This is a genomic window from Methanolinea sp., assembly GCA_030055515.1.
In the GTDB taxonomy this organism is placed as follows: domain Archaea; phylum Halobacteriota; class Methanomicrobia; order Methanomicrobiales; family Methanospirillaceae; genus Methanolinea_A.
The window spans coordinates 131,903-144,131 of record JASFYI010000003.1; the positions used below are offsets into that span (position 1 = coordinate 131,903).

The window sequence follows — 12,229 nt, forward strand, 5'->3', positions numbered from 1 at the left end:
GAGTAGAGGGAGGGACTATATAAAATGCCCTTATCGCCGCGCGGGGTCATGTCCCCGCGAGGGCCCCTAGCTCCCTCATGACGTGCGCGCCGAACTCCGTGGTCGTCGCGGTCCCCCCGAGGTCCCTCGTCCGGATGCCCCTCGCGAGGACACGGGTGATCGCCTCCTCGAGGGCACGGGCGGATTCCGGGTCGCGGGCACTGTACGAGAGGAGCATCCCCGCGCTCCGGAGCGCGGCGACCGGGTTTGCGAGGTTCTTCCCGGCGATGTCGGGGGCGCTCCCGTGCACGGGCTCGTAGAGGGCATGGCGATCCCCGATGTTCGCGCTCGGCAGCATCCCGAGCCCGCCGACGAGGAATGCCGCGACGTCGGAGATGATGTCGCCGAACATGTTCTCGGTGAGGATGACGTCGTAGTTGCCGGGGTGCTGGAGGATGTCGAGGCAGAGGGCATCGATGTAGCATTCCCGGCAGGGAACCCCTGCCTTCCGCGCCTCGGCGAGGCAGATGTCCCTGAAGAACGCGTCCGCCTTGAGGACGTTCGCCTTGTGGCCGATCGTCAGGTGCCGCCTCTTCTTCGCGAGCCGGCAGGCGCACCTCGCGATGCGCTCGCTCCCCTTCCGCGTGATGCACCGCAGGGTGCAGGCGGACTCCCCGTCGATCTTCTCCACGCCGGAGTAGAGCCCTTCCGTGTTCTCCCTGACGATGACGATGTCGAAACCCTCGCCGCGGACGGGCCTGATGTTCGCGTAGAGGTCGAGGGCCTTCCGTATCTGCACGACCACGCTGCGGTACCCCGGGTCGGGGGGGGTCGTGACCGCGCCGAAGAGTATCGCGTCCGCGGAGGCGAGGTCCTCGATGTCGCGCGGGGTGATCGCCTCGCCGGTCCTCTGCCACTTCCCGTACCCCACCTCGACCTCGAAGAACTCGAAGTCGGGCCGGAGGATCTCGAGGGCCTTCCTCGCGACGGGGATGACCTCGTGGCCTATCCCGTCCCCCTCGACGACGGCGATCCTCACGGGGATCCTCCCCCCGCTCTCCCGACGAGCCCGACGACTGCCCGGTAAATCTCCGCGGGACCCGCGCCCCAGTGGACGACTGTACCCCTCTTCCCGTTGACCGTCCTCTCCCCGCCCCGCTCCTTCCTGCAGCAGCGCGTGATGAAGGGCTCTTCCCGCACCATCCGGAGAGGGCAGATGTCGATGAACTCTATCCCCTCCCCGTAGCATTCCCGCGCGATCTCCGCGCCCGTTTGGCAGCCCGCGACCCTCTCTCCGGGAAAGACCGGGTCCGCATCGAGCGTCCGCGGGAACCCCGCGGCCCTGCACGGGAAGACGTCCGCGCCGGTCCGCGAGATGTCGACGACGTGGTGGACGAACGCGACGTCGAGTTCCCCGAACATGCCCGCGCCCTCGAGTTCCCGGATCGTGGAGGAGAGGCTCGGCAGGGGCGGGGACACGTCGTACACGTGCACCTTCCGGAACGCCGAGGGGTCAGGGTCGAGGACGAATGTCACGTGGCCGTCGCGCCCGAAAAAGACCGTGCACCGCGTCCCGCTCCCGAACGCGAGGTCGACGAGCCGGGCCCTGTCGTGGATGCAGACCTCCCCGGGGTACGCGCTCACCTCCCCCGCTGCCGCGAGGACGCGGATCGCCGTGACGGGGCGCATCGTTCCCCCCGCCGAGGGGGCCGTCTCGACCTCGAGGAGCTCTAGGCCGCTCCCCGTCTCGCGGATGAGGTACCTCGTGAGGAAGTAGACCCTCTCCCCGCAGGGCCTGCCCCTCGCGTAGCCGACGACCTTGCACTCGCGCGGGAATATCACTGCCTGCTCCTCCAGTACTCCACGAGGCCGCCCGCGGAGAGGATCGCGAGCATGCGGGGGGAGAGCGGGCGTGCCGTGTACGTCCTCCCGCCCACCACGATCGTCCCCGTCGCGGGGTCTGCACTGACCAGCTCCCCCTCCGCGCAGGGGCACGCGCACTCCATGGCGGGAAGGCCCGTGTTGATGGCATTCCGGAAGAATATGCGCGCGAAGGAGGGCGCGACAACGCAGCGGACACCCGCCTCCCGGAGCGCGATGGGGGCCTGCTCGCGGGACGACCCGCACCCGAAGTTCTTCCCCGCGATGATGATCGCGCCCCGGAGCCGGGGGGCGAGGGACGGGTCGAGGTCCTCGAAGACGTGGGACGCCCAGACCGACCTGTCCTTCGTCCGGAGGTACCTCCCCGCGATGATGAGATCGGTATCGATGTCGGGCCCGAGGCAGACCGCGTGGCCTTCCACTCTCATCGCGGCACCCCCGGCACCGCGAGGGCACCCGCGAGCGCGCTCGCGGCGGCAGTCGATGGGGACGCGAGGTAGACCTCGCCCCCGACGCCCATCCTGTTCCTGAAGTTCCGGTTCGCCGTCGAGACGCAGACCTCGCCCTTGCCGAGGACGCCCTGGTGGGCCCCGAGGCACGGGCCGCACCCCGGCGGGAGGATGGTGCACCCCGCCTCGATAAGCCACGAGAGGACTCCCCTCTCTGCCGCCCGGGCAAGCACGCGGCGCGAGGCGGGGGCGACGAGCGTGCGGACCCTGACCTTCTTGCCCCGGACTACCCGGGCAAACCTCTCGAGGTCGCTATACCTCCCGTTCGTGCACGTCCCGAGGAAGACCTGGTCGACCGGGAGCCCCGCGAGATCCTCGACGGGTTTCACTGTGTCCACGCGGTGGGGGACCGCGACGACGGGGACGACATCGGAAGCATCTATCTCGAGCGTCCGCGCGTACCCGCAGTCCTCCGGGACCTGCGGCTCGACGTAGTGGCCGTGCGCGCGGAGGTAAGCGCACGTCTTCTCGTCCGCGTAGAAGAGGCCAACTTTTGCGCCCGTCTCGACGGCGAGGTTGGAGAGGGTCATGCGGTCCTCCACCGGGAGCGAGGGCACGCACTCCCCGAGGAACTCGAGCGCCATGTATGTGGCGCCGTCCATCGTGAGGCGGGCGACGTAGGTGAGGGCGAGGTCCTTTGCCTCCGCGGGCTCGCGCAGGGAACCCCCGAGGTAAATCCCGATGGTCTCCGGGACGCGGAACCACGTCCCCCCGTCCGCCCAGATGGCTGCCATGTCGGTCGCGCCGACCCCCGTCGCGAATGCCCCGAATGCCCCGAGCGTGCAGGTGTGCGAGTCTGCCCCCACGATGATTTCGCCGGGGAGGGCGATCCCCTCGCCCATGAGCTGGTGGCAGATCCCCTCGCCCACGTCGGCGAAGGGGAGGCCGTGCTCCCTCGCGAAACGGCGCAGCTCGGCCTGCAGCACGGCCGTCTCGGAATTGTTCGCGGGCACGATGTGGTCGAAGAAGACGTACGTCCTCTCCTTCCCCGCGAGCCTCCCCGCGCCCATCGCGTTCCACGCCTCGAGGGTGAGCACCCCCGTCCCGTCGTGCACGTAAGCGCGGTCGACCCTGCAGTCCACGTAGCTGCCCGCCGGTGCACCGAGGATCCTCTCCGAGAGCGTCGTCACAGCGGCGGTCCCCCCATCACCATCTTGATGAGGTCGATCAGCGTCTCGTCCGTGAGCTCGGCCTTCTTCTCGCCCCTGTCCTTGACGAGCTCGAGGAGGCGGCAGAGGTCCTTCTCCGGGAGGGAGTACCCGAGCCGGGAGACCTCGTGCTCGAGCGCCTTCTTGCCCGTGTGCTTGCCGAGGACGAACCTCCGCTGGGCCCCCACGAGCGAGGGCGGGAAGTACTCGTAGGTCGAGGGATCCTCGAGGATCGCCGCGATGTGAATCCCGCTCTCGTGGCGGAACGCGTGGTCCCCCACGACGGGCTTGAGCTTGTCCACGTGTATCCCGGAGTACTGGGCGACCATCGAGGAGAGGGAGACGAGGTGCGAGAGGTCGTACTTCCTCACGTTCCCCTTCATGTACAGCGCGACGAGGACCTCCTCGAGTGCCGCGTTTCCCGCCCGCTCCCCGATGCCGTTCACGGTCGTGTGGAGCTGGAATGCACCGGCCTGTGCCGCCGCGATCGTGTTCGCGGTCGCCATCCCCATGTCGTTGTGGCAGTGGGCGCAGAGGGGTTTCTTCACGGCCTTCACGATCTTCCGCATTGTCCTGTACATCTCGAGGGGCGTGAGGGCACCGACCGTGTCGGCAAAGGAGAGCAGGTCTGCCCCGTGCTCCTCGCCCTGCCTGTATACCTCGAGGAGGAACGGGAGGTCGGTCCGCGACGCGTCCTCCGCGGCGAACCTCACCTGCATCCCGTGGTCGCGGGTGTAGTCGACCATTTCCAGAGCCTCCGCGAGGACTGTCTCCCGCGGCGCGTGGAACTTGTGCCGGACGTGGAGTTCCGACGTGGGGATGAATATGCTCACCATGTCCACGCCCGCGTCGATCGCGGCGTCGACGTCTGCCTTCCTCGCACGCGCGAGGCAGCATATCCGCGCCTCCAGCCCGAGGGCGGCAACGCTGCTCACGCACCTCTTCTCGTAGCTCGAGGTCGCGGGAAACCCGGCCTCGATCACTTCGACTCCCACCTCGTCGAGGGCCTCGGCGATCCGCACCTTCTCCTCGCAGGTGAACGAGACCCCCGGCGTCTGCTCCCCGTCGCGGAGAGTCACGTCACATATCTCGACATTCCACGATCTCATGCTCCTGTCCCCCCGGACATTCTCCCCTCACCACGATGACTGCCGGCCGCTCCGCGGTCCGGAAGAGCTCGCGGATCCTCCCAGTGTCCCGCGCTTCCACGAAACGGGGATTCGCCCACCCGATGTACGGCTCGAGCGGGATCGCGGGCTGCCTCCCCGTCATCGCGGCACAGCGGTTGTCGAGCACGACGCAGAGGAGGGGGAGGCCCTTCTCGTACACGTCGATGAGGGCATTGAGCCCGCTGTGGAGGAGCGCGTAGTCCCCCGTGAGCGCGACGGCCGTGCTCCGCGCAGCCACCGCGACCGAGGAGCCCATCCCGTAGCTCGCAACGCCGATCCTGTACGGCGGGTTCATCGCGAGGACGGCACACCCCGCGTCGACCACCGGCCTCATCCCCTCTTCCCGCATGAGGGAGATCACGGGCTTGAACGGGCAGTCCCGGCAGAACGTCCTGTAGAACCCCCTGCTCTCGATGGTCTCGGGCTCCTCTTCCGGTGTTCCCGGCAGGAAGCGGTGCCCGCAGTGGTCGGCCGCGAAAGGCAGCCCCTCTTCGTTGATGACCGAGTACCCCGCGAGCCTCGCGGGTGGCGGGAAGACCGTCACGATCCTCGTCTCCCCGGGTGCCGGGCCCACGCCGGCCACCCCTCCCCGCCACGCGTTGAGCGGGGAGCGATCCGCCCACTGCCGCATTCTCGAAAAGAGACGGCGTGACGCGGCCATCCTCCCGTGCATGGTGTAGCTCCTGTCGGAGAGCCTGCCCTGCCTTTCCGCGCGGGGGATGGGCGCGCCCGTTACCTCCGCCCCGAGGAGCGCGGGCGTCACCCGCAGCATCGCGACCCGCGAGAACTCTTCCGATGCCTCGAGTGCGGCTTCCACTGCCGAAAAACACGTCTCCGGGCCCGGTTCGAGGACCGGGATCTCGGCGAGTTCCCCGACGATCCGCGTGTCCTGGCTCGTCTGCGATCCCCTCGCTTCCGGGTCGTCCCCGCAGACGAGGAGGACCCCGGCGCGGAGGCCCTGGGCCGTTGCCTGCACGAGCGGGTCGACGCAGGCGTTGACCCCGACGTTCTTCACGACGAGGGCGGCACGCCGCCCGGAGAGCGAATCCCCGAGCGCGTACTCGAGGCCCGTCTTCTCGTTGACGACGGTCTCCGCGCCGCAGAGCGCGGCAAGCTCCGTCACCGGGTAGCCCGGGACCGCGTAGCGCCGGTCCGTCGCCGCGAGGAGTGCCGCCGCGAGTGCTTCCTCTCCCTTCACGCGTCATCCCTCCCCGGCACGAGGTCGCACCCCGTGCAGGCCGCGCACATCGAGAGTGCACCCCGCGGGTCAAGGCCACTCTCCCGCAGCGCCTCCGCGTGGACCTCGAAGAGCGCGAGCAGCCTTTCCGCGGACGGGCGGGGCAGGTGGCGGCAGGCCCCCGCGGGCGTGAGGGGGCGCACGATGGGGATGACACCCATCCCCGCGAGCCTCCTGATGCACCGGGCCGCCTCCTCGTCCGTCTCCCCCAGACCCACGATGAGGTTCGAAAAGACGTGGTTCCTCCCGAAGAGCGGGACGGAACGGCGGAGCGCATCCCAGATGGCGTCGCGGGAGAGCCCCGGGCACATCTCGGCGAACAGGCTGTCCGTTGCCGTCTCCACGTTGAACTTCACCTCCCTCACGCCGAGGGCAGAGAGGCGCTCCGCCGTTCCCTCCGACGGGTAGATGGAGACGCCGATGGGGAGCGAAAAGTGCCTGCGGAGCTCTCCCACGACGCGGAGAACGTACCTCTCCTCCTCTTCCACGGACCCGACGACCCCGCTCGTGAGGGAGATCGCGTCGATCCTACCCGCAACCTTCCTGACCATCTCCACGATCTCGCCCGGGGACTTCCTCCCCGCTTTCCCGCCGGGCACACCGCAGTAGCGGCACGAGAAGATGCACCCCGTGCTCACGGTCACGTACGCCTGGCGCGGGCAGTGGAGGGCGACCTCCTCGAGGATCCCCTCGATCTTTCTTCCCCCGATCTCGAGGAACGCCCTGCCGCCCCCGCGGTGGGTGAGGGTGAGGGGGCTCTCCCCGTCGACCGAGAGCCTGACCCTCTTTCCCCCGAGGGAGAAGAACACCGAGCCGGTGCCTCCCGCACCGGGGCCCGCGGCCGAGCGCGCGATGTACTCCCCCGCGGGTTCGCCCGCGAGGCGCACGGTCCCGGCGGAGAGGAGTTCGGCCTTCAGTTCCCTCCACCGCACAGCTCCAGCGCCTCCTCGTAGCGCGTGTAGAATGGGATCGATGCAACGGCCCCTACAAGCCCCCTCCCCCGGAGGACGAACGAGAGCCCGTCTCCTTCCAGCAGGGGGAGTCTCTCCCGGCTGACTTCCCCGGTCTTCACCGCCCACCCGAACTCCTCGAGGGTGCGGGGCGGGTGGAAACCCCTGTAGACCGCCATCCCCGTCTCGCGGGAGAGCGTGTACTTGGAGAGGAGTTCCTCGAATGACCGGACGAGCCGGTCCGGGGCCCTCGAAGCGAACTCGCAGACGACCGCGACGCAGTTCTTCGTCCTGTAGGGGACCGGGAAGAGCTGGACAATCGTGTGGGAGAGGTACCGCGAGTCCGCATCCTGCACCGCCTTGGCGATGTTGTGGCAGAGCGTCCACGTCGCCCCCTCCTCGGGGTTGTCGGTATCGTCGACGCCGATGAGGACGCGTTCCCTCCGGGGAACCCATATCGTCGCACCCGCCTTCCTCCCCCCTCCGGAACGGTCGCAGCGTGCCCTCGTGACACCGCCCGCGAGGGAGCGGCACCCCGACGCGCCCACGCCCCCGCCCCCGAGCCCGACGTACGATATCGCGATCTCGTCCCCCTCCACCTCGACGCCCGAGATGCCCGCCGCGAAGCGCGACCCGGAAAGCTCGAGCGAGACCTTCCCGAGCGAGAGGAGGTAGCGGGTCGTCGATCCCACGGTCCGGATCGACCGCACGAGCGGGCTGCGCGCGTAGTGCTCCTTCACCCACATGGCCCCGCCGGTGCACTCGAAGAACTCCACGAGCTCGACCTCCCTGCCCTCGCCGTCCGCGACGGCTACTATCTCGGGGTACCTGATGACGTAAGGGTCGGGGATATCGGGGGTGGCGCCTCCTTCCATTTTTTCCTCTCCTCCCGGCAACGGGCCGCGGGCACCGCGGCGGGACTCCGTCACCGATATTTTGTCAACGAAAATTTCGTGAACAAAATATCCGTTATCAATTATTTATAAGGATCGGTCCTGTTCCCGGGACTCCACGGGCGGTGCGCGAGCGGGGCATCCCGCGCGAGGAGACCGGAAGACCGGCCTTTCGTGCGCCCCTGCCAGGGGAAAAAAAGGGAATCAGAGGATCTTGTGGAGCTCGATCTTGTAAGGCCCGAGGTTCCCCCCGTAATTCCCAGCGCTGATGTACTTCACGCCGGGAACCTTCACCGCGGCCCTGATCCCCTTCGCCATGGCCTCGGCGACCGCCTTCTCGTCGATGCCGTCGATGACGATCTCGTAGACCGCGTTCACCCCGGGCGGGACCTTGCTGTCCGGGACCTTGTCCCGCAGCGTGGGGCAGTACTTCTCGTTCGTGCTCGCCGGCATGAACTTGTACTTCTTCGAGCCGACCTTCGAGCCGCTCGCCACGATCCCGCCGGGGAAGCTCGTGATCACGCCGCGAACGCGGGCGATCGCGTCGGACGCGGCCTGCGCCCCCATGAGCGCGGCCATCTGGTTCTCGCCCATCACGAAGAAGTTGCCGCCGGCAACGCCCTTGACGATGCCGAACTCCTCCTCGCCGACGTACTCCCCCTCCATGATGGGGATGACCCAGCACTTCCTCCCGCCTACCTCCTTCTGGTACTCGTAGCCGTCCCCGAAGAAGTGGAGCTTCACCTGTATCTTCTCCTCCGCGTTCGGGAGACCGTCGAAGACCGCGGTGGTGGGGGACGTGAGGACGCACTCCGCGAGGCGCTCGACGACCTGTTCCTTCAGCTTCTTCTTCGCGGCGCAGATCAGGATCGCGACGCCGGGCCGGCCGTCCGGCGTCTCCTCGGGCGAGAGCTCGCACTCTATCCCCGCCTCGCAAGGACAGCCGATGGCCGACGTCGCGAATCCCGTCGCCTCCGTCGCGGCCTTCCTCGCCCACTCGAGGGTCACAGCGGTGATGATGACGCGGGCAATCCACGTGGGGAATGCCTCCGCGTAAGTGTCGTCGATGGTCACTCCGTTCAGCTGCATTTGGAATTCTCCGTGTGGAGGAGGTGTACAAAGGTGATTGCAGAAGAAATTTTCGAAATCACGCGCCGATAAACCAGCGGAGCGCGGGAGTTCCCCCCGCCGGGCCCGTCCTGCGGGGACCGTTCCCGTTTCCACCGGCATTCAAAAAAATTCCTTTACCAATAGTTAACGGTGAAATAAGTCTTTTTATTTGTTTTTCCCCCCTCCCGGAACGCGGGGAAACGCAGGGAAATTTCGCGTTTTTTGAGACACGATTCATTTACAAGGACATAATGTAAATGGATACCTGTTAACAACACCTGCCCGCGGGTGCCGTTCGCGCCCGGAAAAATCAGACAGATTTATCTATATACGGTCACCACTGTTCTTTTAGTCGATTTTTCAATCGATTGGAATGGTGCGTGAAAGAGAATGGCATTTGCATTGCACGTGAACATGGACCGGTGTACCGGCTGTAACAACTGTGTGGTGGCATGCCCTGTCGATGCACTGGAGCTCTACACCGTGGATCCCGTAACGAACGAGAAGATCTACAAGGTGCGGCACGGCAAGGCCATGGTTCTTGACGTCAAGCAGGAGCTGTGTGCCGGCTGTGGCGTCTGCGTCGAAGCATGCCCGCACGATGTCATACGGCTGGCAGGCCGTGGAGCGATGCCCCACGAGGCCAAGGTATGAACGTATGACCAATGGAGATGCGTGAGGACACCAAATGACACTGTTTCCGAAGTTCAAGAAATTCCGGGATGGAGCAAATGTCATCTGCGAGCAACGGCTCCTCCAGCAGGTGAACAACCTGGTGCTCAACTCAGAGATCTGCACCGGCTGCGGTATCTGCGTCGAGGCGTGCCCGGAAGAGGCCATCGCGCTCGGGCTCGTGGGTGCAACCCGGAGGGGAGCCGTCACGTATGCAGCTCCCGTTGACATCGACGAGGTCAAGTGCTCGTACTGTGGCGTCTGCGTCATCATGTGCCCGTTCAATGCGCTAACCCTCAAGATCGACGGGGAAGAGCGCCTCCCGATCGTGGAGAAGGACGGATTCCCGCAGTACGACATGGTCGCAGACATCGACGACGAGAAGTGCGTGCGGTGCACCATCTGCGACGAGGTCTGTCCCCGCGAGGCGATCGTCCGCGACGTCCCGGTCTACGAGGGTGCAGAGGAAGGCGGGAAGGAACGCCAGACGGCCCTCAAGAGCAAGACGACCTTCAAGGTCGACGACGAGAAGTGCACGCTCTGCGGCATCTGCGGGGCCGTGTGCCCGGCGATCACGGTCAAGCACAAGCCGTTCACCGCGGAGACCGGGAAGGTCGAGGGGGAGGTCCTGTGGGACGAGAGCCGCTGCGATGCCTGCAAGGTCTGCGTGGAGCTCTGCCCTGAAGAGTGCATCACCGTGGAACGCGAGGTCATCGAGGGCAAGAAGCTCCCGGGCCAGGTGGACATCGACCAGAAGATGTGCTGCACATGCACGTGGTGCTCGCGCAACTGCCCGACCGAGGCGATCACCGTCGAGAAGATCTTCGAGGGGGACATCGAGTTCTTCCCGGAGAAGTGCCCGGGAGGGTGTTCCACGTGCGTCGAGGTCTGCCCCGCAAATGCCATTTACCTGCCCACCCCGCCCAAGGCGAGCGAGCTCAAGGGCACGCTTGAGCCCACCATCGCGGTGAACAAGGACTACTGCATCCTCTGCGGTGCCTGCGTGAACGCCTGCCCGGGCGAGGACATCATCAGGCTGCACAGGACAGGTATCCGGATGAAGGGCAAGGAGACCGACCTCTTCAAGAGGATCAAGGAGAAGCTCTTCACCCCGCGGACTTCGAAGGTGAAGGAAGAGATCCCCGGAAGCGTCCAGCTCAAGATGATGGAGAAGGCGTGAGGTACCACACATGCCCAGAACGAAAGGATACCCCGAACCACTCGAGAAGAAACTGAGGGACACGCGCCTCTTCGAGGACGAGAGGAACCCCCAGTTCACGAAGACCGTCGAGAAGATCTCGATGACGATCCCGCACATGTGCTACCAGTGCGGGACGTGCACCGCGTCGTGCCCGTCGGCACCCCGGAGCTCCTACCGCATCCGCAAGTTCGTCCGGCGTGCGCTCCTCGGGCTCGAGGAGGAGGCCCTCACCGACCCCGACCTCTGGCTCTGCACCACGTGCTACAGCTGCACGGACCGCTGCCCGAGGGACATCGCCCCGACCGATGTCATCATGGCCATGAGGAACCTCGCCTTCAAGAGGGATATCGTGCCGGTCAACTTCCTCAAGACGGTCCAGGCCATCTACACGACGGGCCACGGTGTCCCGAACAACGACGTGAACCGCGCGGCCCGCAAGAAACTCGGGCTCCCCGCCGACCCGCCCACGACGCACGCGTTCCCGAAATACGTGAAGGGGATCCAGTACATCCTCGACCACTTCGAGCTCAAGAAGAATGCCGACCGGATAGTCAAGGAAAGGGAGGGGTGAGGACTCATGCGCGAATATGCATTTTTCCTCGGCTGCATCGCTCCGAACCGCTACCCGGGAGCTGAATCGGCATCGTACAAGACCGCCGAGAAACTCGGGATCAAGCTCCTCGACCTCGAGGGAGCAAGCTGCTGCCCGGCACCGGGTGCATTCGGTTCGATCGACCTGAACGTCTGGTATGCCATGGCCGCGAGGAACCTCGTGCTCGCGGAGCAGATGAAGAAGGACATCGCCCTGATCTGCAACGGGTGCTACAAGTCCATCTGGGAAGTCAACCACAAGCTGAAGCACAACAAGGAGCTCAGGGACGGCGTGAACGAGGTCCTCAAGGGCATCGACATGGAGTTCAAGGGGACGATCGATGTCTGGCACCTCGCCGAGCTCTTCTACGATCCCAACATCGTGGGTGTTGATAAAATCCGTGACAGCGTGAAAGTCCCCCTCAAGGGCGCACGGATCGCGGTCCACTACGGCTGCCACCTCATGAAGCCCAAGAAGGAGAGGCACTTTGGATCGACGGAGCACCCGACGTGGCTCGAGGAGATGGTCGCCGCCCTCGGCGCAGAGCCTGTCGAGTACAAGAATAAAATGCTCTGCTGCGGTGCCGGCGGCGGTGTCCGCGGGTACGACCTCGTGCACTCCCTCGACATCACGAACGAGAAGCTGATCAACCTCAAGGAGGCAAATGTCGATGCCCTCACGGAAGTCTGCCCGTTCTGCCAGCTCCAGTTCGACCGCGGGCAGATCGAGATAGAGGAGAAATTCGGCGTAAAGTACAACCTCCCTGTGCTCCACTACTGCGAACTGCTGGGACTCGCCCAGGGCATGTCACCCCAGGAACTCGGGCTCGACCTCCACGCGGTCAGCTGCGAGCCGTTCCTGAAGAAGGTGCTCTAGGGGGAGGGAGAA

13 protein-coding genes are annotated in these 12,229 nt (G+C 66.0%); 4 read left to right on the top strand and 9 right to left on the bottom strand.

Going from position 1 to position 12,229, the window contains the following annotated elements; genetic code table 11:
- Positions 1 to 46: 46 nt before the first annotated feature.
- From QFX32_06925 to fhcD, 9 genes are all read right to left on the bottom strand, one after another.
- Positions 47 to 1,018 (bottom strand): isocitrate/isopropylmalate dehydrogenase family protein, encoded by a 972-nt coding sequence (locus tag QFX32_06925; protein MDI9633773.1) that lies wholly within the window; start codon positions 1,016 to 1,018, stop codon positions 47 to 49.
- A complete protein-coding gene (locus tag QFX32_06930; GenBank protein MDI9633774.1) occupies positions 1,015 to 1,821 on the bottom strand; it encodes a hypothetical protein in 807 nt (268 codons plus the stop codon). The genes QFX32_06925 and QFX32_06930 overlap by 4 nt, the downstream gene beginning before the upstream one ends.
- On the bottom strand, positions 1,818 to 2,288 hold the full coding sequence (locus QFX32_06935) for a 3-isopropylmalate dehydratase (GenBank protein MDI9633775.1): 471 nt from the start codon (positions 2,286 to 2,288) through the stop codon (positions 1,818 to 1,820). The genes QFX32_06930 and QFX32_06935 overlap by 4 nt, the downstream gene beginning before the upstream one ends.
- Positions 2,285 to 3,499 carry an aconitase/3-isopropylmalate dehydratase large subunit family protein gene (locus QFX32_06940; protein MDI9633776.1) on the bottom strand — a complete coding sequence of 405 codons (1,215 nt, stop codon included), beginning with the start codon at positions 3,497 to 3,499 and terminating at the stop codon, positions 2,285 to 2,287. Before QFX32_06940 ends, QFX32_06935 begins: the two co-directional genes overlap by 4 nt.
- On the bottom strand, positions 3,496 to 4,626 hold the full coding sequence (locus tag QFX32_06945) for a homocitrate synthase family protein (GenBank protein ID MDI9633777.1): 1,131 nt from the start codon (positions 4,624 to 4,626) through the stop codon (positions 3,496 to 3,498). Before QFX32_06945 ends, QFX32_06940 begins: the two co-directional genes overlap by 4 nt.
- The gene (locus QFX32_06950) at positions 4,598 to 5,884 is read right to left on the bottom strand and encodes a thiamine pyrophosphate-dependent enzyme (GenBank protein ID MDI9633778.1); all 1,287 of its coding nucleotides are present in this window, start codon (positions 5,882 to 5,884) and stop codon (positions 4,598 to 4,600) included. The genes QFX32_06945 and QFX32_06950 overlap by 29 nt, the downstream gene beginning before the upstream one ends.
- Positions 5,881 to 6,855, bottom strand: coding sequence for a radical SAM protein (locus QFX32_06955; protein MDI9633779.1), 975 nt, complete (start codon positions 6,853 to 6,855; stop codon positions 5,881 to 5,883). Before QFX32_06955 ends, QFX32_06950 begins: the two co-directional genes overlap by 4 nt.
- Positions 6,837 to 7,748 (bottom strand): DUF1743 domain-containing protein, encoded by a 912-nt coding sequence (locus tag QFX32_06960; GenBank protein ID MDI9633780.1) that lies wholly within the window; start codon positions 7,746 to 7,748, stop codon positions 6,837 to 6,839. Before QFX32_06960 ends, QFX32_06955 begins: the two co-directional genes overlap by 19 nt.
- Positions 7,749 to 7,970: 222 nt before the next feature.
- Positions 7,971 to 8,855, bottom strand: coding sequence for a formylmethanofuran--tetrahydromethanopterin N-formyltransferase (gene fhcD / locus QFX32_06965; GenBank protein ID MDI9633781.1), 885 nt, complete (start codon positions 8,853 to 8,855; stop codon positions 7,971 to 7,973).
- Positions 8,856 to 9,266: 411 nt separating this feature from the next.
- On the opposite strand from fhcD, the gene QFX32_06970 reads away from it, so the two are divergent.
- Genes QFX32_06970 through hdrB form a run of 4 tightly spaced genes read left to right on the top strand, consistent with a single transcriptional unit; the run spans position 9,267 to position 12,217 of the window.
- Positions 9,267 to 9,530, top strand: a complete 264-nt coding sequence (locus QFX32_06970) for a 4Fe-4S binding protein (protein ID MDI9633782.1) — start codon at positions 9,267 to 9,269, stop codon at positions 9,528 to 9,530.
- Between the two features lie 34 nt (positions 9,531 to 9,564).
- On the top strand, positions 9,565 to 10,728 hold the full coding sequence (locus tag QFX32_06975; GenBank protein MDI9633783.1) for a 4Fe-4S binding protein: 1,164 nt from the start codon (positions 9,565 to 9,567) through the stop codon (positions 10,726 to 10,728).
- Between the two features lie 10 nt (positions 10,729 to 10,738).
- Positions 10,739 to 11,320, top strand: a complete 582-nt coding sequence (hdrC, locus tag QFX32_06980; GenBank protein ID MDI9633784.1) for a CoB--CoM heterodisulfide reductase subunit C — start codon at positions 10,739 to 10,741, stop codon at positions 11,318 to 11,320.
- Positions 11,321 to 11,326: 6 nt separating this feature from the next.
- Positions 11,327 to 12,217, top strand: a complete 891-nt coding sequence (gene hdrB, locus QFX32_06985; GenBank protein MDI9633785.1) for a CoB--CoM heterodisulfide reductase subunit B — start codon at positions 11,327 to 11,329, stop codon at positions 12,215 to 12,217.
- The last annotated feature ends 12 nt before the right edge of the window (positions 12,218 to 12,229 follow it).

Excerpts from the sequence above, each read along its gene's own strand:
- QFX32_06935 (MDI9633775.1), bottom strand. The coding sequence starts at position 2,288 with ATGAGAGTGGAAGGCCACGCGGTCTGCCTCGGGCCCGACATCGATACC.
- QFX32_06945 (MDI9633777.1), bottom strand. The coding sequence starts at position 4,626 with ATGAGATCGTGGAATGTCGAGATATGTGACGTGACTCTCCGCGACGGG.
- QFX32_06960 (MDI9633780.1), bottom strand. The coding sequence starts at position 7,748 with ATGGAAGGAGGCGCCACCCCCGATATCCCCGACCCTTACGTCATCAGG.
- fhcD (MDI9633781.1), bottom strand. The coding sequence starts at position 8,855 with ATGCAGCTGAACGGAGTGACCATCGACGACACTTACGCGGAGGCATTC.
- QFX32_06970 (MDI9633782.1), top strand. The coding sequence starts at position 9,267 with ATGGCATTTGCATTGCACGTGAACATGGACCGGTGTACCGGCTGTAAC.
- QFX32_06975 (MDI9633783.1), top strand. The coding sequence starts at position 9,565 with ATGACACTGTTTCCGAAGTTCAAGAAATTCCGGGATGGAGCAAATGTC.
- hdrC (MDI9633784.1), top strand. The coding sequence starts at position 10,739 with ATGCCCAGAACGAAAGGATACCCCGAACCACTCGAGAAGAAACTGAGG.
- hdrB (MDI9633785.1), top strand. The coding sequence starts at position 11,327 with ATGCGCGAATATGCATTTTTCCTCGGCTGCATCGCTCCGAACCGCTAC.